This is a genomic window from Nitrospira sp., assembly GCA_029194665.1.
Lineage (GTDB): Bacteria > Nitrospirota > Nitrospiria > Nitrospirales > Nitrospiraceae > Nitrospira_D.
Genome location: JARFXO010000006.1, coordinates 15,226 through 42,108 on the forward strand (window position 1 = coordinate 15,226; position 26,883 = coordinate 42,108).

Sequence of the window (26,883 nt, forward strand, 5' to 3'; positions counted from 1 at the left end):
GTAAAAAGGGCTGCCGGAAATTCCGGCAGCCCTTATCGCAGCGGAACAGACTCGAGGTTAACCGCGACCGCCTCCGAATCCTCCACGCCCTCCTCCGCTGGAGCGGGGCTCTTGAGGACGAGCTTCATTCACCGTCAACGTACGGCCCCCAAGTTGTGTGCCGTTCAAGGCGGTTATCGCCGCTTGCGCTTCTCCGTCGGACGACATTTCGACAAATCCAAACCCCCGAGACTGCCCAGTGAACTTGTCCGTAATAATCCGCGCCGAGGCCACCGTCCCATACACCGCAAACAGATCGCTTAGTTGTTGCTCAGTCGTCGCATAGGGCAATCCACCGACATAGATCTTCGCACCCATCGAAGTCCTCCTTTGACACAATGATGTTGTCTTGGACTCGAGAAAACAACGAGGAAGGAATGGGCCGAAGGCGTCAACACAGCGGCGGTTTAGCTTTGGCTTCCGATCAGATTCCCGGACTGGCCCAATACAACATCCATTCAGGCCTTGTCACTTTCAGCGTCGGTCTTCCCAGGCCTTTAGCGAACCGACCATTTCATGATACTCCAGACCGACGAAAAATGGCAAGTTTGAGGCTAAACCGGTCCGCTGATGAACCCACGTTAATAGGCCGGCGGCGTGGAAAGCGGTCGGTGGGAAAAGAGAGGAACTGCATGGAAGCTGTCGAACAACACGGTCGATGTTCCAAGAACGACCAGCCCAATTTGCCCCAATCCCAAGGCTTGGTCCTCAACGGAAAGGACCAGCACTCCATCTACGAACACTTCAATAAAATCTTTGCTGATGATGGTGTTTCGTTGCACTCTGAGTGAATGCCAATCAACCTTTTTCAGACTAATCGACGCCTGCGCGAGGAGCAATTCGCTCCCATTCGCCAAGCGAACGAGCCGCACGTTTTGACCGATCGAATCGACGACCGCCAGGTAAAAATTGCGCCTGTCGCGCACACCAAACGCTATGCCTCCGAGCCCAGACGTTCCTTGCTGCGCATGAAAGCGAACGCTGAGATCCGGATACTCATATTCCAATCCATCGGCCACAAGTGCCTGATAACAGGGCTGCGTGCAACTCGATGAACCAACGATAATATTGGGCGGAGAAGGTGCGGTCCCATGCCCCTGGACCATCCAATCTGCAAGCGGCTCGTCATTGGAATTACTCCGTACGAAACCGCCGGGCGGCGTATTGAATTGATCCTGATCGAAGGTCCATCGTTGGAAAAGCCCACCTGTCGCCTGTTTCTTGAGATTAACGGCCTTTTCTTCCGAGGTTTCCTTCTGAACTCCGTAACTAGGGCTGTACCCCATGACGAGACTCAGACCAGCCACCAAGAGAGCGAAGAGCCCTTGCCGGGTCCGCCTGATGACGGAACCGGTTCGAGATGTCAAAGACAATACACGCACTACGATGAGCTTCCTGATTTCTGAATTTGAAGAATCTCTCGCTGCAGACGGTCCCGCTCGGCGAGGATCTTCTTGCGTCGTTGCCATCGATCCCAAGTCCACCAACGCAGTTTTTCGCTGAACGTCACCGCATGCGTTGGTGCACTGCCGCCAGGGGCCTGTTGGAACGAATACCCGTCATGGGTATCGCGCTGCTCAAAAAACCGCCGATACAGATGATCGTATAATCCCTTCCCTGATTCACCACCCGCCATACCTCTCCCCTTATTTCAGAAACGGTTTCAGCCGCTCCGAACGTCGTCCGATATTTCAAGCCTCCTACCGGTACTCGTCGAATAGTACCTGGGCTCCATGCGACTCCGCAACCTGCTTTCCCTCATGCTATGATCCCACATCCGCGTGCATCCGCGTGCAACCTGACATGATCAGGGTATCACTATGAACCTTACCTGTTTCACCGGCGATTCCAAAGCCCGCTGCATCGTGGTCCTCGCGACCGTCTGCCTTTTGCTCTCACCCAATCCAAGCCTGGCTCAATCGCCCAAGACAGGCCTTCGGGCAGCCATCGATTCGCTCTCCGCAGAACGGATGAGTGCCGACATTCGAACACTCAGCGGTCCTGCATTCAATGGACGGCAAAGCGGCACGCAAGCAGACCTCGAATCAGCTCGGTGGATCGCGCAAGAGTTTCTTTCGGCAGGTTTGCGCTTACCACTCGTTCGCAATGGCTCACTGAGAATACCATTCTTGACGGGCAAGGATGGTACTGCATCAGGGATAATGACCTCCTTGCTATCCACTCCCCTAATAGCACCGGAACCAATAGTACGAGTCGGGCCGATAGATCATTTAGCCGCCGAAACTCTCGGCTCAGACTATTTTCCCGTTTTCGATTCGCCATCCGCTGATCTCCACGCCCAAATCATCTTTGTCGGATACGGTATTGTCGATCCTGCGCAAGGCATCGACGACTATGCGGGCATCGACGTAAATAATTGCATCGTGCTGTTTCTACGAGGCAAGCCGAACCACTATACCCCTCCCATCAGTCATGCCGACAAGGTCCGGTTTGCACGGGACCACGGCGCGATCGGCTACTTGATGGCGACCGGGCCACTGCTTTCCCCCTATGAGGTCCGCCGTGGCATCACAGGGAGTCCCAGCGCCTTCTATGGTCAATTACCTCCTGATCACGCCATTCCTGGAGCCTGGATTAGTACGGCGCTTGCCCAAGAGATTCTCGCGGAATCGAAGAGAGACGTTCCCGATCGTCTGCGCGTCCTTCAAGAGCGCCTGAACCAAGCACCTTCATCACAGGCCATACGGACAAACCATTTTGCGTCGCTTGCGTGGAAGACGACGATGGAGGAGGGAAATCTGGTCAATGTAGTGGGGATGATCCCTGGAACCGGAACAGAGTCTGTGATCATCGGAGCCCACCGAGACCACTTCGGTCGTCCAGGAGGCGTTCTTTTCCCCGGCGCAGACGACAATGCCTCCGGAACGGCAGTCATCTTGGAAGTGGCGCGAGCCCTTGCAAAGTGGGAGACAAGCCCAAAGCGAACGATCCTCTTTGTCTCCTTCAGCGGCGAGGAGCGCGATCTGCTTGGTTCACGTCTGTATACGTCACGACCCATCACTCCACTCAATGCTACAAAAGCCATGATCAACATCGACCACGCCGGCGTTGGCAATGGACGGCTCACCGTAGGCGTGACAGGATTAGAGAAAGAGGCCCTACTAGAGGTCGGGAGGGTGGCCGGCGTTCACGAGAAACTGGATCTTTATGGCTTTTTCCCCGGCGGCGACCACGTACCATTTAAAGAAGCCGGTGTACCGACGGTCACTGTCGTGAGCGGCGGTGTACATCCACACTTTCATCAACCATCGGATACCGCCGACACCATCGATCCAGAGATCTTGAACACCGTGGCCCGGTATGTGCTGGCGGTGACGTGGCAACTCGCCTACCAACCATGAAGCGTTGCGAGCGGGAGAAAGGAACAGACTGTTTCAGGACATCGAGTCTCTACAGAATACGAGTACTCACATGAGGAGCAGTTTTGCTCAGTGAATTAGGGAATCTCGTCAAGGATGTCCGACTCGATCGGAGGCAAGGGAGCCGTTTGAGGTGGTGGTCCAGGAAGGACGATTCCGGATCCGACTTGATTCGCGCCTTGAATAAGCCCAATGGATAATTGTGGGCCGAAGGTCATGACGGCCCCACTCCAAGCCTGACCAGTGGTAGGGTTTCGAAAGTTGTACGTTTGGAAGTATTGCCCAGGAAAGTAGAGAAACCCCTGTGTTCCCTGCCGGTCGATGTACAGGCTGCCACCGCCGAATCGAAACAGATTACCGAGCCCTCCATCAAACGACCGTACAGTAGAGGTCGTAGACCCTGCCGACACATTCTGCGCCAATGCAGAGGGGCTCGAGCTGAATGCCGCGACCACGAGCACAGAGATCAGAACGACGAGGAGACTCCATAGGCGATGGCGAGTGGCTGCTCCATCAACAGGAGCGTGCGGGATACTAATGTTCATGACAGAGTCCGTAGGACTCATTATAGTATGAGCTCGCTCGGATCGTGAATCAAGGAGGAAATTATGAATTGCAGATCCTCAACTCATCACCGCCTTGCGACCATTGTGATCGCCGGCTTGTGGTGCATCTCGGCACCGCTCAATGGCTGGGGTTTAGATGTGACCGAACGGGTCTCTGCGGAGCGGCGTGAAAGCGTGTCGCTCGCCGATGCAGCGCTGCGTGCGCTGCAGAACAATCTCGACATCAGTATCAGTCGCCACAATAAGGAAAGCCGGTTGGCGGACATCATCATCGAACAATCCAAGTTCGATTTCAACCTCAGCGTCAACGGCCAATACAATCGGACGGTGAACCCGCTCAATCGACCAGTATTCGGAGGAACTAGACCTGACCTTAGACAGATTACGATCTTCGATCAGATAAACAGTTCCGTGACCTTCGATGCTCAGACCAACCTCATTACAGGCGGCAATTTCGACGTCAACTATAGCCCGTCCCGAACCGGCGTGAACGCGAATGTCGCCCAAGGATTTCTCTTCAATCCTGCCTGGACAGGAGGCCTGGCCTTCACATTGACTCAGCCGCTGCTCAGGAACGCGGGGATCGGGATCAACAAGACCTTCATCAAGGTCGCCCAGAATAATGCCGAGGTCGAACAACATGTCTTTCGAGACCGAGTGCTGACCGTCATCACCACGGTGGAACAAACCTACTGGGAACTGGTGTTTGCGAATGAGAATTTGAAAGTGGCGCAAGCCGCCATGAAGGCCGCCGAAGAACTCTTAGCGGCCAACCGCGCCAAGGCAAAAGCCGGCGTCATGTCGATCGTCGACGTGCTCCAAGCCGAGGCTGCCATGGCATCCAGAGTGGAGCAGATCTTAGTCGCGGAAAAAGCCATTCGCGATCAGGAAGATCAACTGCGCCGCCTCTTGAATCCCGGCGAAGAAGACCTGCGCCAAGACGTCCGCCTCACCCCCGCCGATATCCCCGTCACGGTCCTTGAACCCCTCAGCCTTCAGGAAGCCATCGATACGGCGATCGAACAGCGGCCGGAAATCGTGCAGGCGAAGAAAAATGTCGAATCGGGTGAACTGAATAAACAATTCGCCCGCAACCAGTTGTTACCCACTCTCTCATTCCAAGGCACGGTAGGACTCGCCGGACTAGGGGCCGACTACCCCGATTCCTTCAGCAGAAACTTCAGCGGTGATTTTTACAACTATGGAGCTGGGCTGGTGCTCAGTTATCCGCTCGGCAACCGGGCCGCCATCAACACGTACAACAAACGGAAACTGGATGCCCGAAATGCCGAGGATTCGCTCGCCAGCGTGCGGCAGCAAATCATCGTCGGCGTGCGGGAGGCCGTGCGCCGGGTCCAGACCGACTTTAAGCGTATCGAGACCACCAGGTCGGCGCGCATCATGGCTGAAAAACAGCTACAGGCCGAGCAGGAACGGTTGAAGGTCGGGCTCAGCACGACCCGCTTCGTGCTCGATTTTCAGCGCGACCTTGCCACTGCCCAAGGCAACGAGCTGCGGGCCATCGTCGATTACAACAAGTCGCTGTCCAACCTTGCTCGCCATAAAGCGACTACGTTGGACCGCTACCATCTCGAACTCTCATAGCCCGCATTATTCATGAGCGCTCCTACTGCAACCGCCGATACGCCGCTGCGACCAGCCTGGCCGCAGGCTTCGCGCGGCCTGGCGGGCAGGCTCGCCCTTCGTGACCTCGACATACTGTTTCAAGTATGCCTTGGCCTCTCAGGGCTCCACGTGCCCGTCTCGCGTGGCGTCTTGGCGGTTTCGTCACGAATCGTCACGAATAATGCGGGCTAGCGCTCCGATGGCCTCCGAGCCCGACCGTCCGGCTCCAAGACAAGCCTCTTCCGTGGGAGCAGCACTGTCGCTGCTCCCAATCGGAGCGACATTCGGCTACTACGGGCTTCCCTCTTCCCTCAAAGAGCAACTGCTCGTCCAATTCGCACCGCAGTTTCTCGCTTATGTGGGACTCAGTCTCTGGGCTGTGCGCGTCGCGGAGGTCCCGGTGCAACTCGGGTTAGAAAGGAGAAAAATCTGGAGCGGGCTCCAGTGGGGAGTGTTGACGGGATTGTTGCTCGGCGTTCTCAATACGTTCGTGATTCTGGTCGCCTATCCATCTCTTGGCTACGACATTACGTTTTTGAAGCAGACGCCTCACGGTCGGCTCCCCTTCCTCCTCATGGTACCGTGGCTCATCTGCTGCATCGCATTGTTCGTGGAGCTGAACTTTCGTGGATTTCTGCTAGGACGTCTTGCCGAACTTGAATCGCAGTGGCGGGGTTCCAATTCCGGCCGATGCCTGTCTCCCCTAGCCCTCACGGCCAGCACGCTCACGTTTGCATTCGACCCGTTCATGGTGAATACTTTTCAATATCTTCACTGGATCGCTCTCTGGGATGGGCTCATCTGGGGAAGCATCTGGCTCAGAACACGCAACCTCTGGATTACGATTATGGCTCACGCGGTCGAAGTGATCGTGATGTACAGTGCGGTAAAAACGGCGATAGGATGAGTATGTGACGATCGGTTGACGGAACCAATTCAACAGATCATCAGATTAGCAGATCGCTGAATGATTGGCTCATGAACCCTTCCTTTTCCAGTTATCTGGTCAACGATGTCTTCGGCGATCCCGGCATGTACGTGGAGATCCGCTGGTCGAAGCGAGCCTTGATCTTTGATCTCGGGCACAACGACAACCTGGGACCGACCAGATTACTCAGGGCTGGAGAAATCTTCATCTCTCATACACACATGGACCATTTCATCGGGTTTGATACTGTTCTTCGCGTCGGGCTTGGACGGGGGAAGACGCTTCGATTGTTCGGGCCTCCGGGCCTGATCGACAATATCCATGGCAAACTGCGCGGCTATACCTGGAATCTTGTGGATGGATATCCCCTCACGATCGAAGTTCGGGAGTTCCACGAACAGGAGATTCGACGGACTGTGTTTCGAGCGAGTGACGGGTTTCAGCCGTCCCAGCAAGGGGTCTCTCCAACGCCACAGCGCGACGGCCCACTCTTCACCGTGCTCGAAGATCCGATGTTCACGGTCAAAGCCGTGACCTTGAATCATCGTATCCCCTCCTTCGCCTACTCGCTGGAAGAGCAATTTCACATCAACGTCAACAGACAGAAATTGCATGAGGCAGGGCTTCGGGTCGGCGCCTGGCTCAAAGACGTGAAGCAGCATATTTGGCAAGGCAAGTCGGACGATTTCCACTTCACCGTGGCGCTCTACGACGAGCATCGTCGCGAAGAGCAGGAATTTATGCTGGGAGAAGTGAAGGACCGGTTCTTGACGATCTCACGAGGGCAAAAGATCGCCTATGTCGTCGACGCGCGGTACGACGAGGAAAACGAAGCCAAGATCGTCGCGCTCGCTCATGGAGCAGATATCTTCTATTGCGAGTCGCCGTATCTGGATTGCGATGCAGAGAAGGCCCGTGGTCGGTATCATTTGACGGCCAGGCAAGCCGGCTTCATGGCGCGTAGGGCTCAGGTCCGCGATCTCGTCGTGTTTCACTTTTCGCCGCGTTATACCGGCCAGGGCGAGGCGCTGGAGAGGGAAGCGATGGAGGCGTTTCATGGAGCATAACGAGGAGGACTGTTCGTGACCGATCTTGCGAAGTATGCGGTGTACTTTCTCTTAGGCGGCAGTATCGTAACCTTCTCCACCTATCTTGGCTCGCAAGGCAAGTCGTTCCTTGCCGCCATGGCCAGCACCTTTCCCGCCATCACGGGCGTCACGTTCATTCTGCTGTACATGAACGGAGGCGGCGGGACAACGGTCGACTATGCCAAGAACTTGTTGTGGTTTGCCCCACCCTGGATTGTCTATGTTGTCGCCATGATCATGGGTATCCCCCGCCTCGGCTTCTGGCCGGCCATGATCGGCTCGCTCGTCCTGTATATGGGATGCATTGGGCTGCTGAAGATGGTGCTGCGATAGATTCGTCAAGCTCACAGAGAAATCCTACTCCACCACGACCGCTGTCCCGTTCGCGCTGACCATCAGCATGCTGCTGTTGGTGCCGATCGTCTCATAGTCGATGTCGATCCCGACGATCGCATTGGCGCCCAAGTTCTTGGCTTGCTCCTCCATTTCTTCCAGCGCAATATTCTTGGCCTTTCGGAGTTCCTTTTCGTAGGCCGCTGAGCGACCACCGACGATATCCCTGATCGAGGCAAAAAAATCACGAAAGATGTTCGCCCCCAAAATCGCGTCTCCGGACACCAATCCCAAATATTTCACCGTTTTCTTGCCTTCGATGTTGTTGGTCGTCGAGAGAATCATGAACCCTCCTGGTTAAGCGTCATTAGCCTACCCATGAACAATACGAACTCCCAACGGCGGATCGTTGTGCGCCCTCCCTCCTGATTGTCCTCGTGCTGTGACCGACTCATGCACAAAATCGCCTGGATTGATCGTGCGCTGTGGGTCTTTCTTTGGGTCGAAGCTCTTGGAGACTACGGCAGCCGGGTCACACATGAGCGCATGTTGCTTCAATTTGTCCTCGGCGACAGGAAGACCCGCTTCCTTGGCCCGCCGGAGCATCCAACAGAGGGCAATGTTTGACAGCCCAGGACATTGTCCACCACCAACATCGGAATGGACCCCACGGAACCATACTTCGTGCAGACGATCTCCGAGCTTTCCGCCCTTGCCCGGCACCACTCGGGTCAGGCAAAAGTTCCCTCGCCGCTCATCGAGCGCCATCGCGTGGTAACATTGTTTGACGTTGTCGGGCAGCGTGAGATCCCACGCAATATTTAGATCATTCCCGGGGAGACCAAAACAAGCAACCGTGTCCCAGAGACCAAGAAAGCGAACCTCGGCCCCTGACTTCTCCTCTTGCACTTGATTCGCAAAGTGCAGGGCAAGGGCCGCCCCTCGACTAAACCCAATAATGTCGATCGTCCGGTCCCCCTCGGCAAAATACTGATTCAGTTGCTCCATCGCTTTGGCGATCCGGAACCGCCCGCCCACTCCTGCCAGACCCCCAAGGAGCTTTCCAATAAACCCAAGCCGACTTCCGACTCCCTCCAAGTAAAACACCCTCATATCAAGGGGGAGACACTTGCAGAATGCCAGCACGTTCGTCTCCTTGATTTCATCGGCTTCGTCCACATTCCACGTTCCATCAAAAGCATAGAGCGCCATGCGCAGTCCCTCCTTTCGGATGGTCAACGGTGTTTAACAGCTACAAACCAATAAACGAATTCCAGTTCGAATCAGGGTTACTTCAAGCCGCAGCGCATCGCTTACCACAACCGATTGCAATATGCCATGGCAGCGCTCGGGGCCGCCGACCCGGTCGTGTGAGCGGACTGACGGATTATTGACAACAGGCACACATCGTCATAGCATCCTGCATATGGATGTAGAAGAGTGGGAGTATGCCTTCGACCCGGACAAGAACGTCTGGCTCATCCGGGAACGAGGGATCAGCTTCGAACAGATTATTGCTCTGATCGAAAGCGGCAATCTCATTCAGGTGCTGGAGCATCACGACCGCGAGCGCTACCCCAACCAGCTTCTCTATGAGGTCGATGTTGATGGATATATCTACGTCGTGCCGGTCGTCCGAGAACACCAGACACTGTGTTTAAAGACAATCTATCCCAGCCGCAAGGCGACCAGAAACCGTGCGAAAGGAAACACACCATGAAAAAGAAACCTGCTTTGGATAAAGACGAGGAACAGCTGATCACTGAGTACGAGCGCGGCGCCTTCAGGCCGGTCAAGAATCAGGCCATCGCCAAAAAAGAAGCCATGGAAGCCGCCCGCCGCTACACACGCAAAGACGCCCGGATCAATATCCGGTTATCGACCGCCGACCTCGAAATGCTCAAGCGTCGCGCCGCCGAGGAAGGCCTGCCCTATCAAAGCCTGATCGCCAGCATTCTGCATAAATACGTCAGCCGCTCCGCGTCACAGACTAATTAACCAGTCCTGCTTTACGATACACTGATAGACCTGGGCTCGCCCAATGTACATCGGCGCGCGCGAGGAAGCCTATCGAGCTGCGGAATCAGCCACAGCAGCAGCTCGTGATAGGATTGCACCGCCTGAGGCACTGTGGAGGCAGCCATCTGCGACCTCATATTTTCTCAAGTTGCCCTTACTCGATCCTCGAGCCTTGAGTTCCATTCGGAAACGGAAAACACGGAGATTACTGAACAGCAAAGGGCACAGGGTTAGGACTCAATGTCCTGGGCAAGGCGGAAGCCGGTGTAGTTGTTTCGGTCGCCGGCGAGTTCCATGTAACGGGTCGACGTACTCAAGCGCCCCACCAGATATTTCCAAGAGCCGCCCCGGAGCACGCGACTGCCACCTGTTGTTATCGTGATGTCTCGCTCATAGGTGTTCAGACACCACTCTTGGACGTTGCCTGCCATATCCAGCACACCATGCTGCGTCGCCCCAGCTAGATACATCCCGACCGCAGTCGTGCGTTCCAGTCGGCTTTCAAAACTGTTAAACCGACTTTTATCGAATTCACCAGGCCAAGGATTCTCGCGCTGTGAATCTCCTCCTGTTGCTGCCTGCTGCCACTCCCATTCCGTGGGAAGACGAATACTTGAGCCAGTCCGGTGACTGAGCCAGCGGCAAAAGGCAATTGCTTCGTACCAGGAGACCGACTCCCGAGGACAATTGGCATCGAGCCATCTCGGATCCTTGGCCTTATCGTGCTGGTGGATGTCCTTCCACCACTCCTCATTTCGATAACCATCATTTGCGTTCTCGAACGCCGCAAACTGCTCGTTGGTCACTGGGTATGTGGCGATCCGGAAGGGGTTGACCTCAACCATATCCTCGACCCGGTCCAACTTCACCTCTCCTCCAGGGATATCGACCCACTCAATGTCAGGCAGCCCATCCTGCGTGAGCCCAACACCGGGCCGAGGATCACCAAACTCCGTCAGCTTTTGACCGATCAACAAGCGGTCTAGATGAGAAAGCGCCACATCATCGAGCCGCTCAATCAGCATATCCTGTGGGTACATCATTGTCTGAAGCTGTGAAGATGGCGCCTTCTTGAATCGTCTCAAAGCGCTGTAGACTGCTGCGGCTTGTTCCGATCCCCACAAGTTCTGGACGCGGCAGCCCTTCTCATGCCATCGCTTGGCACACTCCTCCTCGAAGTCGATCAGTCGCAGATTGGCGTCGCTGTTGTCGATCCACTCCTTGAGCTTTCCCCAAGCGGTGAACAACTTTTCATGGGTGACTTCCACAATGGCCTCTTGCCCGCTCCCGCTCGTGACCAGGATCCGGCAATCTTGTCCCGCCAAAGCTTCAATGAGCTGCAGCGCGTTCGCATCTGCACTGAACGCAGAGACGGCGGCACGGCTTCGTGTCGGAGGTCGCTCACGTTCGACATGCACCAGCTCGGCAAACACGGCATCAAATGCACCGCGCACCTCTTCCGGCAACTCTGTCAATACATGATTAGCCTTCGTCGCGATCGCTCCGACCACGCCACCGATGGCCTCATAGGCCTCCACTGTAAATGTCCGGCCCTTGCGCCGTTCAAAGAGTTGCTTGAGAGCATACTCCACGAGCGCCACGTTCCCCGGCGCTTGCCCGGTATCTTGCAAGATCCGCTCGACGAGCCCCGGTTCAAAGGTGTAACCGGTGGCCTCAGCCGGTTTCTCGATCATCTCCTGCAACATCCTTGGCGAGACAGGACCCAGATGATACCGGTAGGGGCTATTGAGCAGATTCAGCGTGGATTCATACGCTTCCAGTTTTCCAAGAAATTCGCTGCGGATCGTGGCCACGACCCTGAGTCGGTAGATTGTTTCCTTGGCCGTGCCGATCAACAACTCAAGAAAGTCCTGAATGTCCGGCTCGTTGAAGCCGCTCGTGAACAACTCTTCGAATTGATCGACGAACAAGATCAATTCCTGGCCTTGGCTGAGCTGGTGGGCGAGGACATCGCACAACGTGGAACCCCTGGTCGTCAATCGCGGTCGTACGGAAAGTTGGAAGATGTCCTTCAGTCCACGGGCAAGTGCATCAGAGGGTGTGTCGCCGTCACTGGGCTGGATGCGAAGCCAGACCCATTGTGCACTTCCGGGCAATCTCCCTTGTTTGATGACGGCCTGCCAGACTCCTGCTGATACCACGGACGATTTCCCCGACCCGGATGCCCCGATGACGAGCAGCGCGCGTCCTCCTGGCTCGCTCAGCTTGCCGATCAACTCGTCCACTTGACGGTCACGCCCGAAGAACAAGGGCGCATACTCCTGGTTGAACCACAGCAACCCGCGATAGGGCGACTTGCCTTCCGGCCAGTCGATGCGTTCAATCTTCCCTACCTCTGACTGAACCGGCGTTCTCTTGGCCAACCAACGGCCCAGAGCACCCGTCATATCGATGGAACGAGGGTCTAGCGAAAAAGATTCAACCCCATGACTCTTCTGAAGCTGCTGTCGCCATGTTTGTATCCCCGGGTCTTTGCCCAATTCATCGAACTTCCGCGGCCAAGGCGCGTCCTCGGCAAGCATAAACGGCAGAATATCAATCCCTTGCTTCACTGCGGTGTCATATTCCATTTGTGTAATGCTTCGGTTCTCTCCGTCTAGTACGAACCCTCGACGGAAGGCGACAAGCAAGACACAGAGGTCGCAGCCATTGAGGCGATCTTGAGAAAACTTCTTGGGCTCATCGCCTTCCGCTGTCCAGTTCTCCATCGGATCCACAAACAACCCGGCATTCCGCAGCGCATTGATCACATGCGCACGATGATCCTTGAGATCGATGAACGTGGAAGAGACAAAGGCTTTGAGGGGTTTGTCGCTTAATGTCATGAAGGCACCTCAACCCTTAGGCCAGGGTGGATACGTACGGAGCGCATTTTACGCTTCCGTCAGCCAAAGGCAAGGACCAGGAGCCACGAAACTGAGCGGGTGGAGCGATCCCGTTTGAACCGCTCCTGACGGGGCGGCCTCTTGCCGTACACAGTATGACAAGCACAGAAGACGCTTTGCTCCTGACTCTACACGGTAGATTCTAGATCGAGCAGCAGGGGGTATTGGGGGCGTTTAGAAGTATTCTGAGCAACTTGTTCACACAGGGGTAACCGATGCTATTCGTGGAGCATCGTGCGTACCTCTCGATCGAGCGCCGGCACTTTGTTCCGCACGATATCCCACACAATCTCCGCATCAAGACCGAAGTATTCATGAATCAGAATATCTCGAAGACCCGCGATTTTCTTCCATTCCACGGCGGAATGCTGCGCGCGCAAATCCTCAGGGAGCTTTTTGACGGCCTCACCAATGACTTCAAGATTGCGGACGACTGCGTCGATCGTTTTCTCATCCTCCATGAACTCGGCTTTGGACAGAGCGCCGGTATACGCCGTAATCTTTCGAGTGGCCTCGAGAATGTCCTCCAGATAGACCTTAGAATCCCGAGGCATAGACCGTTTCTCTTTGAATGATCGGCAAGAGACGCGGTTTGATTCCGCTGATGGTAACCAGGTCTATGCGGGAGTGAAACAGGTCTTCCAGAAAGCTCTTGAGATCCATGTAGGCGTCGAAGGACTTGTCCGAAAACTCCACAACGAAATCGAGATCGCTCCCTGCCGTGGCCTCGCCCCGCGCACAGGATCCGAACAGGCCGAGCCGACGCACCCCCAACTTTTTCAGCGCTACCTGATTCTGTTCAATGACCTGAAGGACTTCTTCACGAGTCTTCATGATTACCGGATTTCCTCCCTTCACCAGTCCTTACTGGCGCCCCCCAGTGAGAACGGGCGAATTCTAGCATGGGAGCACCTATTCGACACTATGGATTTCTTCCCCTGGGGTACCGAATCCTCTCTCCGAAGCAATGTGAATGTCACTGTCCCCATCTGCCGAAGAATCAGCTGCCGGAGTAGATATTCATGAAGAATCCACGCTACGATTGTTTGTTTTTCTTGTCTGGAGCTCCACGTTGAAATCTAGCCCTCAACCCCAGAACCAATCTGCAGTCCTCATTATCGAAGGGGCCCGGCAGAACAATCTGAAGAACATCTCGCTGCAGATTCCCCACAATCAGGTGACGGCCATTACCGGAGTCTCAGGGTCCGGTAAATCCTCGCTGGCGTTCGACACGATCTTCGCGGAAGGTCAATGGCGGTATGTCGAGTCGCTCTCGACCTATGCCCGCATGTTTCTCGACAAGGTAGCTCGACCGGATGTGGATCGCCTCATTAACGTGCGTCCGGCGATTGCCATCGAACAGAAGAATCAAGTGCGGACGGCTCGCTCGACGGTCGGGACGACGACAGAAATCGCCGATCTGCTTCGCCTGCTCTTCGCGAAGATCGGCAAGCCTACTTGCCCAGACTGTCATCAGGAAGCCCGTTCGTTTCAGCCTGACGCGGTGACCGACGATCTCCTCAAGCGATGGCTCGATGCCCGAGCGATGATACTATTCCCCATTGCGACTCCTTCCTCCAAAGAAGAACCTGCTTTTGTCCAATCATTGCTCACCCGCGGATTCACTCGAATTAAGGCCACCGACGATGTGCTTGACTTGCACGAGATCAAACCGTCATCACTCCATCAAGCACCATCGCTCTTCATCGTTCTCGATCGCCTGGTGATCCGGGAGGACAACCGCACTCGTCTGGTCGAAGCGATCGAAACCGCGTTTCGTGAAGGAGACGGGCACTGTTCGATCGACATCATCGACCATGGACGCCAATCCTACAGCACGAGATTTCTCTGCCAGAGTTGCGGACGTACCTTCGAACCCCTGAAACCGATTCTCTTTTCGTTCAACCATCCGCTCGGCGCCTGCCCTGAATGTAAAGGGTTCGGCAACGTGCTGCGGTACGATCCGGAGCTGGTCATCCCCGACCCAACCAAGTCGCTTGCTCAAGGGGTCGTCGAGCCATGGAGCAAGCCCAGCTCCGCCTGGTGGCAGAAACAGATGTTGTCCGCGATGAAACGACACGGGGTAGATACCACGATTCCGTTCACCTCGCTTTCCAATGATACTCAACGATTGCTCTGGGAGGGGGACAAGTCGTTCGATGGGATCAACGATTTCTTCGAGTACCTGGAAGGCAAGCGCTACAAGCTGCATGTCCGTGTCTTCCTCAGCCGCTACCGCACGCCCTTCGACTGTCCCAGTTGCCATGGCAGCCGCCTCAAACCGGATGCGCTGTTCGTCAAGATTGCCGGTGCCAACATCCACCAAACGATGGAGCGGACTGTAGAGCGCTTTTCCGAATGGGCAGAATCTCTACCTCTATCGTCCTTTGAACGAGAAATCGCCGCTGATATTCTGCGACAACTCAAAGCAAAACTCGGCTTTCTCCAACGCGTCGGCCTCGGGTACCTGACGCTTAATCGGCAAACCAAGACCCTCTCCGGCGGCGAGGCGCAACGGGTCGCGCTTGCCAACCAACTGGGATCTCAGTTGGTCGGCACCTTGTACGTCCTTGATGAACCGACCATCGGCCTTCATGCCAGGGATACTGATCTCTTGGCCGGAATCCTCCACGATCTGGCTGACACAGGCAATACGGTGGTCGTCGTCGAACATGACCGCCGCATGATTGAATCGGCCGATTACCTTGTCGAACTCGGTCCCCATTCCGGAGAAAAGGGCGGCGAAATCGTCCGCGCGGCACCCACGCAGGAATTCATCCAGGATCGCCGAGCAACCACCGCCCGATACCTGCGTGACGAAGAACAGATTCCCCTGCCCACCAAGCGACGATCCGGCAACGGCAAGATGCTGGTGATCGCCGGCGCGACCGAACATAATCTCAAAGACCTGTTCGTTCGTATCCCCCTCGGCATGCTGGTCTGTGTGACCGGTGTCTCCGGTTCAGGCAAGAGTACGCTGGTTGAAGATACCCTCTATCGAGCCGTCGCCCGAGCCTTCCGCCTGGAATCTCTTCCCATGGGGCGGTTTAAGGCGATCAAGGGCATTGAGCATCTCAGCGGTATCCGCTTGATCAACCAACAGCCGATCGGGCGCACGCCTCGCTCCAACCCGATTACGTACCTGAAAGCGTTCGATGAGATTCGCCGGCTGTTCGCGTCCGAACAAGCGGCGCTTCACCGGGGACTCACCCCGGGACACTTTTCATTCAATGCCGCCGGTGGCCGCTGCGAACGCTGCGAAGGCAGCGGGGTGGAAAAGTTGGAAATGTATTTCTTCGAGGATATTTACGCGCCCTGCGAAATCTGCGAAGGCAGACGCTTCAAACCCGAGATTCTGAAGATTCGCTACCGTGGCAAGAATGTCTCCGAAGTCCTCAACATGACCGTGGAGGAAGCGCTCTCCTTCTTCACCGGGACGCTGAAACTCCAGGAACGGCTACATCTACTTAGCTCCATCGGCCTTGGCTATCTATGCCTGGGCCAATCAGCCACGACCCTATCCGGCGGTGAAGCTCAACGATTGAAAATCGCCGCCGAGCTGATCTCCGGTGGGGGACTGTCCCGCAAAGAGACGGTCCCATTTCGTAGCCGGAAGCGGGACAGGCACCCCTCGCCCAGCTCTGGGAGCCAGTCCCCTAACAACATGCTCTATATCATGGACGAACCGACCACCGGTTTACATTTTGAAGACATCAAGAAGCTCCTCGCTGTTCTCCACAAACTCGTCAACGCCGGCAACACGCTGGTCGTCGTTGAACACAATCTGGACGTCATCAAGGCGGCCGACTGGATCATCGACCTCGGCCCCGAAGGCGGGTCAGCGGGTGGACAAATCGTGGCTGAAGGAAGGCCGGAACAGGTGGCAAAAGTGGCTGCGTCACATACAGGACGGTTTCTCGCGAAGATCTTTCCCGAGAAATAGTAACCGGCTGAGTCAATAGCTCCGTCAATGTTCCTGCCAGATCTGATTCGGATGCCATGCCCGTTCTTTCGCCAGACGGACCTCGTGCATCACGTCAGCCATGGTGCAAGCGGGATTCTGCTGCCGCATCGTGGCAAGGCGTAAGGCTAGCGCCAATTCGGTAAGTTCGATCCCTCGGAGCAGATTGGCGGCCATCCGCCTCTCTTCTTGCTTTTTATCATGAGCATTCACGTGAACGCTCGCAACAAGGTCTCGCCAGACTGTACTTGACAGGCCAGGCTTCGACAACCGAAAAGTGCCGCTCGATCACTCTTCCCGCTTGTCGCCCTTCGCCTCCGGCTGTTCGTCTGCCAGTTTCCTCTGCAGATATTTCTTGCTCACCGTCGTAATGAGAAAGGCCAGGCCAATCGCAATCGGGACAAAGATCGCGGAGGCCAAATTCACGTTCTTGAGCCAACCGAGTTCGGCAAATCCTTTAAAGACATACCCCCCAAGTCCCGCTAAATAATACGCGATCACGATCACTGACAAGCCTTCGACCGTATGTTGCAAGATCACCTGGCTCTTGGTCGTTTTGTCGACGCTTTGGAGTAATGCGAGATTTTGCGATTCCACGATCAAGTCGATGCGGGTCCGAATGATCGCGATAATGCCCTCGAAGCCCCCGCGGAGCGTGTCGATGCGACGCAAGAGCTGTTGATAGCCTTCCGCGACTCCCGTGATGCCTCCCAACACATAATCGGAGATGGGACGATAGGAGTCCATGGGATGCTCGCCGATAGAGGTCAGCGTCGTATGCACGATCTTGTCGTACGGGAGCGAGGCGGACAACTCGAAATGCAGCTTTCCCGCCATACGGTTCGTCTTCAACAGATCCTGGGTGAGGGTATTCAGCCATCGCTGCAAGATTTCCGAGTTTGCGTGGGCGATGTGAGACGTAATAATTTCTCGCTGCTTCAAGTGAACCTGCTCAAATTTGTAGACCTGGTCGATGGCGGCGGAGAACAGCGGCTTTTGCATCAACAACAAATGATAGTAGGTCTCGATCCGCACAATGGCATCGACGATATCTTTCAGGCGTGTCGGATCGCCTTGCGACGAACCGACCCCGACCCAGTACCGCTCTCGCCCTTGGTCGTCCGGCGTAAAGCTCGTCGCGACGCATGTCTGTTCATTGAAGATTCGGCTTCCGTACAAGACGGGGCCGGGCATCAGCCCACGCAACTCGCTCCGCGCCGGCAGCATGTCCGTCGTCAGAAGAACATCCAATCGGCAGACCATCGACCCAAGCAGCTCCATAGGAAACGTGTAATCCGGAAACCTCAATGGTCCGAAGGTTACTGTTCCGTTCGATTCCGACGGGATATGCCAGAGTTGGTAGTTATAGTATTCCGTATGCGCCTGCCAGATGAGGATGAGCCGATCCCCGTCCTCGGATTCCTTGATACCGTAGCCGAAATTTTCCCGGAGATCCGTCGTCTCGGCGGGAACCTTAAAATGTTCCAACAGCGATTGGAATTCCGATCGACTGGCTGGACGTTGCGTCGGCGGGTCGGCCATCCGAAACGCTTCGTAGTGCATATGGGCAGGCGCACGCAACCATCTCCCAACCGGCTGGTGCGGACGTTCATGCAACTTTCTCAAGAAAGTCTCAGTGCCCGACCCAGATAGATCCGACTGATGCACGGTTCCTCCTCTATGACACGTTTTGCGGATGCGCTACTTATAAGCCGGGGCGCTTCTCAGCCGTGACAGGGATCACGAGCACCTGATCGGCACGTCGCACAGTGAGTTGCAATACCTGTCCAGCCTCAACCTGGCAGAATCGTTTGACTTCCCGCTCAGTCTCGGCCTCGACCAGTCGAATCCCATTGCATCCGATGACCTGATCCCCGACCTTGAGTCCGGCCTTTTCCGCCGGCATCCCAATACGTAATTCTTTGACGACGTAGAATCGGCTCACGTCGTCTCCCTGCAGCTCCCAACTCACGCCGATCTGGCCGGATCCCAAGAGACCGGTCTGCGAAGCGAATCTGGCAAGCACCCTATGGACAATCAGACGAGCAGAACCTTCAGGATTGTCCGTCGTCGGATCAGTCAAAGATCCTTGCCCGCTGAACAGGAGCAAACCCGTCTCGACGTCGATCATCCGTAGAGTCAGCGAGACGCTATGGGTCCGTTCCTGCTCACGCCGTTCCCACTGTTGCACTTCTCCGACAATAATGGCCTGAGCGTCGATCAATTTACCCACCTCAAGGGCATCGGCATCGTCGGCATGGGTCAGCTGGATCACCTGTTCCTTCAACACGTCATCCAACTTGGACCGTTCAACCATATGCACATCCAGGTCCAACATGAGACTTGTCACGATACCGGCCACGCGTGAGCCGGTTCCCGGAGCGCCGTCGGCGTCCTTGAACAGCATGACGGCCATCGTACGATACTGATCGATCGTGTCGCGGTTGATCGGCCCGTTGCCGGTCACCACCGGCTCCGGCCGAACCCCACGTCCATATCTTGTCGATGTCATGCCGCCGGCGGTGACGCAGACGCGCCGCCGCTGAAGGATAGCCGCCGGGGGTCCCCAGGCACAGAGTTCGTCATCCACCAAGACCACATGGTGCGGAGACTCGTGCTGATCCGATGCGAAATTCGTAAAGGGATACAGGATGCACCCGCCGAACCATACCGCGATCGGGCAATAGGCCATCTCGTACAGCCATTGTCTCCTCGCCGTCAACGAGTATTCCCAGACCAGCATCCGTCCATCGTCACGAATAATTCGATCCGGTTTTCCGATTTCTTGCAGGACCTGCGCTTTGGTCATGGGAACCGACAATCGATCCAGTTTCGCCTCTGATTTGACGATCGTGTAACCGACACCACAGCCGGATAATAAGAGCGCCGGCGTCATGGCCGCGATGACCAATGCAACTTCCCGGAGCCGGACAGAGCAGGGGGGGAGGAAGGATTGCATTAGCCGTGAACCCTACCATTCGGCACCGCAAGCTTCAACGATGATGTGGTGGATTCTGCCGCAGAACCTGCCGGAAACATTCAGTTGCAGGAGGGATCGAAAGGCATGTCGGCGTACGGGTGATACGCGTCCCCCAGCGTGAGGAGGATATCCCCCCAGACACGCGTCGGATCTTTTTCAAACACCGCCTGCGGATCTGCGGGTAACGTGATCCACGATCCGGTCTGCATCTCATTTTCCAGCTGGCCTGGTCCCCATCCCGAGTACCCAAGATAGGCGCGAAAGCATTCTGTCGTTCCGGCACCGGTGAGAATGCGTTCGACCATGCCGACGTCCCCGCCCAGACAGACGCCGTCGAACACGTGGTGCGCATTCTCCGGAAACTGATCGCCCCGGTAGAGCAGCATCACTTGATTCGTCTGCACAGGACCGCCGGCATAGAGCACATGGCCGGATCCCTCGATCACAGGAACCTGTGGGAGGGCTTCGGAGATGGACATGGCAGTGGGACGATTCACGATGACGCCGAGTGCTCCTTCCGACCCGTGCTCACACAGCAAGACGACGGTCTGGCGAAAGTTCGGATCACGTAGGCTCGGGGCAGCGATCAAAAAAATGCCTTTACGGAGTTCGACGTTCATGCACAAAATCCTACTCTGCTTACGTAACTTGCGCAAGCACCGGGCGTTACCGGGACGTGTGACTCGGAATTACAACTTGTACAGTGAGGTGCGACGGTCGCGAAACAGATCGTTGTAGCGATTCAAACTTTTGTTGCGGGCTTCCGCCGGATCAATCTCCACGATGGTCAGCTCTTCTTGGTCACGAGACGCCCGATATTGAATGACGCCTTTGGGTGAGACCACTTCGCTCTGACCGATATAGGTCAACCGCTCTTTCCCGCCTCGGGCTTCACTGCCGATGCGATTGCACGTCACGGCGAATACCCGATTTTCGAGGCACCGGACCGGCATGGAATCCGGGCAGTTCGGCAAAACCAGGTTGGATGGATGGCAAATGATGTCGGCCCCTTGCATCGCTAAGCTCCTCGCGGCCTCCGGGTAGTACCAATCGAAACAAATCATGATGCCGATCTTCGTCGGACCGATATCCCACACAAGAAACCCTGAGTCACCCGGAGTGAAACACTGCGTCTCTTCGTAGAAGAGATGGGTCTTCCGATAACACCCAAGAAAACCCGACGGCCCCACGACCACCGCGGAATTGTAACAGCGGGCCCCGGATCGTTCAGGGAGTCCCGCCACGAGATGCATCTTGCGACGTTTCGCGATGTCGATCAGACGACGCACCGTCACGCCGTCCGGAACCGACTCTGCCAGTCGCTGCGCTTCTTCCTGTGAAAGAAACTGATAGCCGGACGCGAATAACTCCGGCAACACGATGAGATCCGCTTCGACCTGTTCCAGCTTGGCGGTGACGACATCGAGATTCTTCGTCACCTCACCGAACTGTGGATCGAACTGGTAAAATCCGACTTGCACGCATACTCCGTCTCATATAAAAGCGGGCAGGGATTCTGTCCCTGCCCGCTTCAACAAAGGCATCTTGCAGCAGCCGTGGTTACTACTCTTCGACTACTTCACTTCAGCCAGATGCATGGCCGCCGCTTCGGCATGTTCGGTACAGGTATCGGCATGTCCGGCCTTGCCATGTTTCACGGCTTCCGTTAAGTGTTTCACACCTTCAGCCCCATGTGGGTTTTTCGCTACCGCTTGTGCGTGTTTAAGTGCTTCACTCGCATGCTCAACACATGCATCGGCATGGCCTTCTTTCCCATGCGACGCCGCGCCCTTCGCGTGCTCGACTGCTTCTGCCGCATGTTTGTCCGCTGCAAGCGCTGAACTACTCAACGCCGGGACGCCGACCAACAGGCCAATCCAGAATACCGACATTGCGCTACGACTGACTCTTCTCATCATGGTTGCCTCCTTGATGGTTGAAGATTCGCAGTTTCACGTGAAGGGGCTTCGTAAATTCACCTTACACATCGCTCCTCAGACTGTCAAGAAGGTTTGGAGGCAGCATGAAATCCGAGAATTTTTTGAAGTGCATGCAAGTCTTTCTCGGCAGGACACGCGAAGTCTCGGCTCCATTCCCACCACGATCCCGGATAATAATTGGTGACCTTCGGATACCCGCCAGATTGGGGATGGAGTACAGCCAAGCCGGTCACGAATAATTCCGGCAGGACGATAAGGTCCGTGTTTGCCTGTTCCAGCTTAGCCGTGACAACATCGAGATTCTTCGTCACCTCGCCGAATTGTGGATCGAACTGGTAAAATCCGACTTGCACGCATATTCCGTCTCATATAAAAGCGGGCAGGGATTGTGTCCCTGCCCGCTTCAACAACGGCACCTTGCAGCAGCCGTAGCTGCTTCTCATCGACTACTGCTCTTTCACTTCAACCAGGTGCGTGGCCGCCCCCTCGGCATGTTCGGTACAAGCGTCTGCATGCCCGGCCTTCCCGTGTTTCACAGCTTCCGTGAGGTGCTTGATACCTTCATCCAAATGCGGGCTCTTCACTCTCGCACCCCGTGCACTCTTGAGCGCTGCATCTGCATGTTCGGCACAGACATCCGCATGTCCCTCCTTGCCGTGCAACACGGCGGCCTTTGCATGATCAGCGGCATCTCGGACATGTCCGGCGAGCGCCAGGCCGTTCAGCATTGGTATGCCGACCAACACGCCAAGCCCGAGTACCAACATCGCACTACGAATGATTCTTCTCATCATGGCTGCCTCCTTCCTTGATGGTTGAAGATTCGCAGGTTCCATGTGAAGGAATTTTGTGAATTCACATTTACACAGCGCCTCTCGACCTGTCAAGAAGGTTTGGAGGCAGGATCGAATCCGAGGATTTTCTGGAGGGCATGAAGATCCGTTTCGGCAGGGCACGCGAAGTCTCGGCTCCATTCCCACCAGGACCCTGGGTAGTTGCTGATCTTCGGATACCCGACAAGCTTGAGGATGAAATAGAGCCACGCTGATCGCACACCGCCGGTACAGTAGCAAATGACTTCCTGCTCGCGACCTACCCCCTTTGCCTCCAATAGCTCCTTGATCGCGGGGAGATCCTTGACGGTCGCATCCTTGTTCAAGAAGCCATTCCACGCCACATGTATGGCTGAGGGGATGTGACCGGACCGCGGGAGGCCGGACACTTCTTTCCCAAGATATTCTTCAACGCTGCGCGCATCCAGAATGGCCGTCTGGGGATGCGGCTTCCTGACGAGGCCTTTCAACTCGTCCTTCAGCGCAATCAGAGCCCGTACCGGTTGAGCCTTGAAATTTCCCATGATCCGAGAGACCGGTCCATGCTCGAAGGGTCGCTTCTCCGCCGTCCATTTCACCCATCCGCCGTCCAAAATACGCAGGCGTTTGTGGCCGAGGTATTCCAACATCCAAAACATCCGCCCTTCATCGCCCCAATTGTCGAATGGATTGGAGTAGATCACGACATCGCTGTCTTGATTGATTCCGAGCCGACTCAGGGTCCGTTCAATCTGGCCGAGATCGGGGTTGAGCAATCCCTTGGGCACAGCAGTGGGATCACTGTACTCATGCCATGTCGAATGCACCGCCCCGGGGATATGTCCGCCGAACTCGTACGCCGCCTTGCCGCGGACATCGATGACGGTAAGATCAGAACGGCCCAACTGCTGCTGAAGCGTTTCGGTATCGATCAATAACGGATGCTGCATGATGTCTTCCTTCTGCACCGTTCGCTGTCGCGTGATTCAAGCATTTAATAACGCGTTGATGTGCGCATCCACCGAGTGCGCCAACGCCGTCAGATTGTAGCCGCCTTCGAGAGACGACAGGATGCGGCCTTTCGCATGGCGCTTGGCGACACCGACAACGATTTCCGTCAGATCGGCATATCCTGCCTCCGTCAAACCCATCCCGGCCAACGGGTCATCCTTGTGCGCATCGAATCCCGCTGAGATAATGACAAACTCAGGCTTGAACGCGTCGGCCACTGGAACCAGCGATTTGAGGAAGATCGCGTGGTACTCCTCATCGCCCTCCCCTGCCTCCATCGGGACGTTGACTGTCAAACCTACCCCCGCTCCGTTGCCTCGCTCGGTTCCTCGCCCCGTGCCGGGATAATGCGGATACTGATGTGTGCTAAAGAATAAAACTGAAGGATCTTGTTCAAAGCTATGCTGCGTCCCATTCCCATGATGGACGTCCCAATCCACGATCAGCACTCTGGTGAGTCCGTATTTCTTTTGGACATAGCGCGCGGCGATGGCCACGTTGTTGAAGAAACAAAACCCCATCGCCCGCCCGGCTTCGGCATGGTGTCCGGGAGGACGCACCGCGCAAAACACATGATCGACCTGGTGAGCCATGATCGCATCGACCGCTGCCAAGGTACCCCCGGCTGCCAGGTAAGCAGCGTTCAGCGTGCCGGGCGACATCGACGTATCAGGATCAAGAGGCATCCGGCCGACAGCCGGTGCTTCCCGATTGAGCATCTCAACATAGTTGGTGGCATGGACCTGTGTAATCCATTCCTCCTCGGCTCTTCGAGGCTCAATTCTCACCAGACGAGCTGCAGTCCCGCTTTGCTCCAACCGTTGCATGATCGCACGCAGCCGATGAGGCGACTCCGGATGCCCGGGTCCCATGTCGTGCTCAAGATAGGCCGAATGATAAACGAGACCAGTTTTCCCCATATCAATTACCCGTGAAGTATCAGACTATCACGCAGAAAACGCCATAGACAACGTCGGCAAGCCCGTGCTACGGTCGATTCACTGTTGTGATCCGGATAGGTGCTCATGCCTAACCCTCGCATTGAACCGCTCAAGAAACTTCTCGACATGGACCCCCATGATGATGTGGCCTGGTTCGGCTTGGGGAAAGCCTATATGGATGATGGCCTCTTCGAGGAAGCCGCCAAATCCTTACATCAGTGCGTGACCGTGAAACCGACCTATTCGGCTGCCTATCTCGCACTCGCTCAGTCACTCCAAAAACTGGGACGTCTGGATGAGTGCCGAACCGTTTGTGCCACGGGCATCGACGTATCAACGAAGAACGGCGACGCCATGGTCACAAAGAATCTCGAAGCGTTGAAGCTGTCGCTCCCATCGTGAGGTCCGGTCCCTCATCCAGCTTCCTGTTTCGTCCTCCCCCATGGGCTAGCTCTGTCTGGCGCCGCCGGCAAGACCCGCTTGTGACAGCTGCTGATCGCATGCGATTCGTGATCCAACTCGCCCTCACGAACGTCACTGCGCAAACCGGTGGGCCATTCGGAGCTGCCGTATTTGAGTCTCAAACGGGCCGGCTCATCGCTGTCGGTGTCAATGTCGTGGAACCCTCCAACTGTTCCCTCGCCCACGCCGAAATGGTGGCACTCGCGAATTCACACCAAACCCTGAGGCATTTCGACCTGGGGACCGACGGCATGCCGATGCTCGAACTGGTTACGAGTTGTGAACCCTGCGCCATGTGTTACGGCGCGATCATTTGGTCCGGTGTCTCAAAAGTCGTTTGCGGCGCGCGAAGATCCGATGCAACATCGATCGGGTTCGACGAAGCTCCCAAACCCAAGAATTGGATCGCGGAGCTGAAGAAACGTAGGATCACCGTAACCAGAGATCTCTGCCGAGCTGAAGCCATTGCTGTCCTTCGGCGCTATGAGCGATCCGGAGGTCGAATCTACAACTCCCGAAAGAGATGATTGGGCCTATTCAGCCGGAGAGTGTGCCATGGCCGGGGCCCATAAGAATGAAGAAATCATGAGCGCATAGCCAACGCACAACTAGCGCCACAGCCGAATATCTCGTGCGAGGCTCCCCGCCCCTCCAAAGTAAAAATTGGCCTTAAAAATCACCAGGTCTGAATTGGGTGTGAGACCGAACCCCAGGCCGAAACTCGCGGGAACCTCTCCGGGCAGGATCATATGCACAACCGGCATGATATAGTGCTGCTGATCCGGCAGCGGGTGAGGATCCTGTAGTTGGCCGATCGTACCATAAGGCTGGAGCCCCAGAGTCAGCTTTTTGCTGACCCAATACCGAACCTCGGCTCGATAGCCAAACGAAAACCACTTGCTCGTATCGGCTCCGACCAAACCGTGATCCAAGTCTGGAGCGTTGATGATGAACGTCCAACGACCGATATCCTTTTGAGCGACGAGCATGATCTCTCCCTCGACGGTGTTATCCTCGAACTGCTTGTTCCACCATTCGATCTCCGCATACCATCCCAAGTTGACGGGCAGCTGGTCTTTTTCAAAAAGCCGTCCGCGCAGTCGGAACTTCGAGCCGGCATACTGAGGAGCCATCAGGGGAGACCCTGGAATGGCCCAATTCAGGTAATAAGCGAAGTCAATCTTCTTGGTGAGACCATACTCGAATTCAGCAGCCATCCGCGTCATGTATTGACTGGCGAATGTGCTGTCCGATGAGGTACCGCGGCCTGGTTCCTGAAACCCAGACGCCACGAAACTGGACAACAGCTGAGGATCGAAATGCTGTTTGCCACCGGTTTCATAGGGGTAGATCTGAAACTCGAAGGGATCAAGATCGGCGTATGCCTCACTCGTCAGTAGCACGGAGAGCAGTATCATCAAAAACCATATCCAGAGCCTCATCGTATCCTCCTAATCCGTCAGAAAACAGACGGACGATAGAAGGCTCTGGACTCTGAAGATCTCTGGCCTCCGACAGTCGTGTCGATATGGAAATTTCCTCGATAGACACCCCTTTGGTTCGATTCCGCGTAACCTGCCTTAAGCGTCCCAGCCGCTCATTTGCGCGAAGAGGCTATTCGATCGTCATGAACTCACCCCGCCTACCGCTTGCAGCAAAACGTCCACTACCAAGCCCGCATACACGGCCGGCAGCAACTCGGGCAGCACATAGCCGCACGTGATGATGCAACCCATGACTACTGCTCTCATACCAACCTCCCTGGACCGGGGAAAGTCACACATGATTTCGTCTGTCGTCGACTTGAACCGCAAATAGACGACTTACGCCCTCGCGATGAGGTCCATCGTGGAAACACATCTTGCCGGCCTTCATGATCACAAAATTCTGT

31 protein-coding genes are annotated in these 26,883 nt (G+C 55.8%); 10 read left to right on the forward strand and 21 right to left on the reverse strand.

The genetic code is table 11. The annotated features are described in order from the left end of the window. Positions 1-57: 57 nt before the first annotated feature. The 3 genes from P0119_18135 to P0119_18145 form a co-directional block, all read right to left on the reverse strand. Positions 58-357, reverse strand: a complete 300-nt coding sequence (locus tag P0119_18135; GenBank protein ID MDF0667966.1) for an RNA-binding protein — start codon at positions 355-357, stop codon at positions 58-60. A gap of 263 nt (positions 358-620) precedes the next feature. Continuing rightward, positions 621-1,421: a hypothetical protein gene (locus tag P0119_18140; protein ID MDF0667967.1), complete on the reverse strand. Its 801-nt coding sequence runs from the start codon at positions 1,419-1,421 to the stop codon at positions 621-623. Next, positions 1,421-1,675 carry a hypothetical protein gene (locus tag P0119_18145; protein ID MDF0667968.1) on the reverse strand — a complete coding sequence of 85 codons (255 nt, stop codon included), beginning with the start codon at positions 1,673-1,675 and terminating at the stop codon, positions 1,421-1,423. Before P0119_18145 ends, P0119_18140 begins: the two co-directional genes overlap by 1 nt. A gap of 184 nt (positions 1,676-1,859) precedes the next feature. On the opposite strand from P0119_18145, the gene P0119_18150 reads away from it, so the two are divergent. Then, positions 1,860-3,401: a M28 family peptidase gene (locus P0119_18150; GenBank protein ID MDF0667969.1), complete on the forward strand. Its 1,542-nt coding sequence runs from the start codon at positions 1,860-1,862 to the stop codon at positions 3,399-3,401. A gap of 95 nt (positions 3,402-3,496) precedes the next feature. Here P0119_18150 and P0119_18155 read toward each other — a convergent pair whose 3' ends face one another. Then, on the reverse strand, positions 3,497-3,964 hold the full coding sequence (locus tag P0119_18155; GenBank protein ID MDF0667970.1) for a hypothetical protein: 468 nt from the start codon (positions 3,962-3,964) through the stop codon (positions 3,497-3,499). A 63-nt stretch (positions 3,965-4,027) separates the two neighbouring features. Between P0119_18155 and P0119_18160 the strand changes: the two genes are divergently transcribed. The 4 genes from P0119_18160 (at position 4,028) to P0119_18175 (ending at position 7,960) form a co-directional block, all read left to right on the forward strand. Further along, positions 4,028-5,590 (forward strand): TolC family protein, encoded by a 1,563-nt coding sequence (locus tag P0119_18160; GenBank protein MDF0667971.1) that lies wholly within the window; start codon positions 4,028-4,030, stop codon positions 5,588-5,590. 220 nt (positions 5,591-5,810) lie between these two features. Then, the gene (locus P0119_18165; GenBank protein MDF0667972.1) at positions 5,811-6,518 is read left to right on the forward strand and encodes a CPBP family intramembrane metalloprotease; all 708 of its coding nucleotides are present in this window, start codon (positions 5,811-5,813) and stop codon (positions 6,516-6,518) included. A 71-nt stretch (positions 6,519-6,589) separates the two neighbouring features. After that, a complete protein-coding gene (locus P0119_18170) occupies positions 6,590-7,606 on the forward strand; it encodes a hypothetical protein (protein MDF0667973.1) in 1,017 nt (338 codons plus the stop codon). Positions 7,607-7,621: 15 nt separating this feature from the next. Continuing rightward, positions 7,622-7,960 carry a DUF3147 domain-containing protein gene (locus P0119_18175; GenBank protein ID MDF0667974.1) on the forward strand — a complete coding sequence of 113 codons (339 nt, stop codon included), beginning with the start codon at positions 7,622-7,624 and terminating at the stop codon, positions 7,958-7,960. A 24-nt stretch (positions 7,961-7,984) separates the two neighbouring features. On the opposite strand, the gene P0119_18180 is transcribed toward P0119_18175, so the two are convergent. After that, positions 7,985-8,305: a heavy metal-binding domain-containing protein gene (locus P0119_18180; GenBank protein MDF0667975.1), complete on the reverse strand. Its 321-nt coding sequence runs from the start codon at positions 8,303-8,305 to the stop codon at positions 7,985-7,987. A 27-nt stretch (positions 8,306-8,332) separates the two neighbouring features. Beyond that, positions 8,333-9,172, reverse strand: coding sequence for a DUF2235 domain-containing protein (locus P0119_18185; GenBank protein ID MDF0667976.1), 840 nt, complete (start codon positions 9,170-9,172; stop codon positions 8,333-8,335). Between the two features lie 214 nt (positions 9,173-9,386). On the opposite strand from P0119_18185, the gene P0119_18190 reads away from it, so the two are divergent. Continuing rightward, positions 9,387-9,680: a DUF4258 domain-containing protein gene (locus P0119_18190; GenBank protein MDF0667977.1), complete on the forward strand. Its 294-nt coding sequence runs from the start codon at positions 9,387-9,389 to the stop codon at positions 9,678-9,680. Beyond that, positions 9,677-9,958, forward strand: a complete 282-nt coding sequence (locus tag P0119_18195) for a hypothetical protein (protein MDF0667978.1) — start codon at positions 9,677-9,679, stop codon at positions 9,956-9,958. Before P0119_18190 ends, P0119_18195 begins: the two co-directional genes overlap by 4 nt. 251 nt (positions 9,959-10,209) lie before the next feature. On the opposite strand, the gene P0119_18200 is transcribed toward P0119_18195, so the two are convergent. The 3 genes from P0119_18200 to P0119_18210 form a co-directional block, all read right to left on the reverse strand. Further along, entirely contained in the window at positions 10,210-12,825 is a 2,616-nt protein-coding gene (locus P0119_18200; GenBank protein MDF0667979.1) for an SUMF1/EgtB/PvdO family nonheme iron enzyme, read from the reverse strand. Between the two features lie 278 nt (positions 12,826-13,103). Then, entirely contained in the window at positions 13,104-13,439 is a 336-nt protein-coding gene (locus P0119_18205) for a DUF86 domain-containing protein (protein ID MDF0667980.1), read from the reverse strand. After that, positions 13,423-13,719 carry a nucleotidyltransferase family protein gene (locus P0119_18210; protein MDF0667981.1) on the reverse strand — a complete coding sequence of 99 codons (297 nt, stop codon included), beginning with the start codon at positions 13,717-13,719 and terminating at the stop codon, positions 13,423-13,425. Before P0119_18210 ends, P0119_18205 begins: the two co-directional genes overlap by 17 nt. A gap of 238 nt (positions 13,720-13,957) precedes the next feature. On the opposite strand from P0119_18210, the gene uvrA reads away from it, so the two are divergent. Next, on the forward strand, positions 13,958-16,828 hold the full coding sequence (gene uvrA / locus P0119_18215) for an excinuclease ABC subunit UvrA (protein ID MDF0667982.1): 2,871 nt from the start codon (positions 13,958-13,960) through the stop codon (positions 16,826-16,828). Positions 16,829-16,852: 24 nt separating this feature from the next. On the opposite strand, the gene P0119_18220 is transcribed toward uvrA, so the two are convergent. The 10 genes from P0119_18220 to P0119_18265 all read right to left on the reverse strand — a co-directional run bounded on the left by P0119_18220 (position 16,853) and on the right by P0119_18265 (position 24,461). Further along, entirely contained in the window at positions 16,853-17,023 is a 171-nt protein-coding gene (locus P0119_18220) for a hypothetical protein (protein ID MDF0667983.1), read from the reverse strand. 111 nt (positions 17,024-17,134) lie between these two features. Continuing rightward, positions 17,135-18,472: a DUF3422 family protein gene (locus P0119_18225; protein MDF0667984.1), complete on the reverse strand. Its 1,338-nt coding sequence runs from the start codon at positions 18,470-18,472 to the stop codon at positions 17,135-17,137. Positions 18,473-18,551: 79 nt separating this feature from the next. Next, positions 18,552-19,805 (reverse strand): PDZ domain-containing protein, encoded by a 1,254-nt coding sequence (locus P0119_18230; GenBank protein ID MDF0667985.1) that lies wholly within the window; start codon positions 19,803-19,805, stop codon positions 18,552-18,554. An 80-nt stretch (positions 19,806-19,885) separates the two neighbouring features. Beyond that, positions 19,886-20,446: a YqgE/AlgH family protein gene (locus tag P0119_18235; GenBank protein MDF0667986.1), complete on the reverse strand. Its 561-nt coding sequence runs from the start codon at positions 20,444-20,446 to the stop codon at positions 19,886-19,888. Positions 20,447-20,515: 69 nt separating this feature from the next. Continuing rightward, positions 20,516-21,307: an acyltransferase gene (locus P0119_18240; protein MDF0667987.1), complete on the reverse strand. Its 792-nt coding sequence runs from the start codon at positions 21,305-21,307 to the stop codon at positions 20,516-20,518. A 93-nt stretch (positions 21,308-21,400) separates the two neighbouring features. Next, positions 21,401-21,745 (reverse strand): small metal-binding protein SmbP, encoded by a 345-nt coding sequence (gene smbP, locus P0119_18245; GenBank protein ID MDF0667988.1) that lies wholly within the window; start codon positions 21,743-21,745, stop codon positions 21,401-21,403. Between the two features lie 83 nt (positions 21,746-21,828). After that, positions 21,829-22,119 carry a hypothetical protein gene (locus tag P0119_18250; protein MDF0667989.1) on the reverse strand — a complete coding sequence of 97 codons (291 nt, stop codon included), beginning with the start codon at positions 22,117-22,119 and terminating at the stop codon, positions 21,829-21,831. Positions 22,120-22,212: 93 nt separating this feature from the next. After that, complete coding sequence (gene smbP, locus P0119_18255) at positions 22,213-22,560, reverse strand: small metal-binding protein SmbP (protein ID MDF0667990.1); 348 nt, start codon at positions 22,558-22,560, stop codon at positions 22,213-22,215. 89 nt (positions 22,561-22,649) lie between these two features. Then, a complete protein-coding gene (locus tag P0119_18260; protein ID MDF0667991.1) occupies positions 22,650-23,528 on the reverse strand; it encodes a sulfurtransferase in 879 nt (292 codons plus the stop codon). Positions 23,529-23,564: 36 nt separating this feature from the next. After that, positions 23,565-24,461: a histone deacetylase gene (locus tag P0119_18265; GenBank protein ID MDF0667992.1), complete on the reverse strand. Its 897-nt coding sequence runs from the start codon at positions 24,459-24,461 to the stop codon at positions 23,565-23,567. A gap of 153 nt (positions 24,462-24,614) precedes the next feature. Here P0119_18265 and P0119_18270 point away from each other — a divergent pair, with 153 nt between their 5' ends. Continuing rightward, positions 24,615-24,932 (forward strand): tetratricopeptide repeat protein, encoded by a 318-nt coding sequence (locus tag P0119_18270; GenBank protein ID MDF0667993.1) that lies wholly within the window; start codon positions 24,615-24,617, stop codon positions 24,930-24,932. A 98-nt stretch (positions 24,933-25,030) separates the two neighbouring features. Beyond that, entirely contained in the window at positions 25,031-25,519 is a 489-nt protein-coding gene (locus P0119_18275; GenBank protein ID MDF0667994.1) for a nucleoside deaminase, read from the forward strand. Positions 25,520-25,600: 81 nt separating this feature from the next. Here P0119_18275 and P0119_18280 read toward each other — a convergent pair whose 3' ends face one another. After that, a complete protein-coding gene (locus P0119_18280) occupies positions 25,601-26,434 on the reverse strand; it encodes a hypothetical protein (protein MDF0667995.1) in 834 nt (277 codons plus the stop codon). A 183-nt stretch (positions 26,435-26,617) separates the two neighbouring features. After that, positions 26,618-26,743 (reverse strand): hypothetical protein, encoded by a 126-nt coding sequence (locus P0119_18285; GenBank protein ID MDF0667996.1) that lies wholly within the window; start codon positions 26,741-26,743, stop codon positions 26,618-26,620. Between the last annotated feature and the right edge of the window lie 140 nt (positions 26,744-26,883).

Bases quoted from the DNA above. Each gene is read 5' to 3' on its own strand.
- P0119_18135 (MDF0667966.1), bottom strand. From the start codon at position 357: ATGGGTGCGAAGATCTATGTCGGTGGATTGCCCTATGCGACGACTGAG.
- P0119_18145 (MDF0667968.1), bottom strand. From the start codon at position 1,675: ATGGCGGGTGGTGAATCAGGGAAGGGATTATACGATCATCTGTATCGG.
- P0119_18150 (MDF0667969.1), top strand. From the start codon at position 1,860: ATGAACCTTACCTGTTTCACCGGCGATTCCAAAGCCCGCTGCATCGTG.
- P0119_18155 (MDF0667970.1), bottom strand. From the start codon at position 3,964: ATGAACATTAGTATCCCGCACGCTCCTGTTGATGGAGCAGCCACTCGC.
- P0119_18160 (MDF0667971.1), top strand. From the start codon at position 4,028: ATGAATTGCAGATCCTCAACTCATCACCGCCTTGCGACCATTGTGATC.
- P0119_18165 (MDF0667972.1), top strand. From the start codon at position 5,811: ATGGCCTCCGAGCCCGACCGTCCGGCTCCAAGACAAGCCTCTTCCGTG.
- P0119_18170 (MDF0667973.1), top strand. From the start codon at position 6,590: ATGAACCCTTCCTTTTCCAGTTATCTGGTCAACGATGTCTTCGGCGAT.
- P0119_18180 (MDF0667975.1), bottom strand. From the start codon at position 8,305: ATGATTCTCTCGACGACCAACAACATCGAAGGCAAGAAAACGGTGAAA.
- P0119_18185 (MDF0667976.1), bottom strand. From the start codon at position 9,172: ATGGCGCTCTATGCTTTTGATGGAACGTGGAATGTGGACGAAGCCGAT.
- P0119_18190 (MDF0667977.1), top strand. From the start codon at position 9,387: ATGGATGTAGAAGAGTGGGAGTATGCCTTCGACCCGGACAAGAACGTC.
- P0119_18195 (MDF0667978.1), top strand. From the start codon at position 9,677: ATGAAAAAGAAACCTGCTTTGGATAAAGACGAGGAACAGCTGATCACT.
- P0119_18200 (MDF0667979.1), bottom strand. From the start codon at position 12,825: ATGACATTAAGCGACAAACCCCTCAAAGCCTTTGTCTCTTCCACGTTC.
- P0119_18205 (MDF0667980.1), bottom strand. From the start codon at position 13,439: ATGCCTCGGGATTCTAAGGTCTATCTGGAGGACATTCTCGAGGCCACT.
- P0119_18210 (MDF0667981.1), bottom strand. From the start codon at position 13,719: ATGAAGACTCGTGAAGAAGTCCTTCAGGTCATTGAACAGAATCAGGTA.
- P0119_18220 (MDF0667983.1), bottom strand. From the start codon at position 17,023: ATGGCCGCCAATCTGCTCCGAGGGATCGAACTTACCGAATTGGCGCTA.
- P0119_18230 (MDF0667985.1), bottom strand. From the start codon at position 19,805: ATGCAATCCTTCCTCCCCCCCTGCTCTGTCCGGCTCCGGGAAGTTGCA.
- P0119_18235 (MDF0667986.1), bottom strand. From the start codon at position 20,446: ATGAACGTCGAACTCCGTAAAGGCATTTTTTTGATCGCTGCCCCGAGC.
- smbP (MDF0667988.1), bottom strand. From the start codon at position 21,745: ATGATGAGAAGAGTCAGTCGTAGCGCAATGTCGGTATTCTGGATTGGC.
- smbP (MDF0667990.1), bottom strand. From the start codon at position 22,560: ATGATGAGAAGAATCATTCGTAGTGCGATGTTGGTACTCGGGCTTGGC.
- P0119_18260 (MDF0667991.1), bottom strand. From the start codon at position 23,528: ATGCAGCATCCGTTATTGATCGATACCGAAACGCTTCAGCAGCAGTTG.
- P0119_18265 (MDF0667992.1), bottom strand. From the start codon at position 24,461: ATGGGACCCGGGCATCCGGAGTCGCCTCATCGGCTGCGTGCGATCATG.
- P0119_18270 (MDF0667993.1), top strand. From the start codon at position 24,615: ATGCCTAACCCTCGCATTGAACCGCTCAAGAAACTTCTCGACATGGAC.
- P0119_18275 (MDF0667994.1), top strand. From the start codon at position 25,031: ATGCGATTCGTGATCCAACTCGCCCTCACGAACGTCACTGCGCAAACC.
- P0119_18280 (MDF0667995.1), bottom strand. From the start codon at position 26,434: ATGAGGCTCTGGATATGGTTTTTGATGATACTGCTCTCCGTGCTACTG.
- P0119_18285 (MDF0667996.1), bottom strand. From the start codon at position 26,743: ATGAGAGCAGTAGTCATGGGTTGCATCATCACGTGCGGCTATGTGCTG.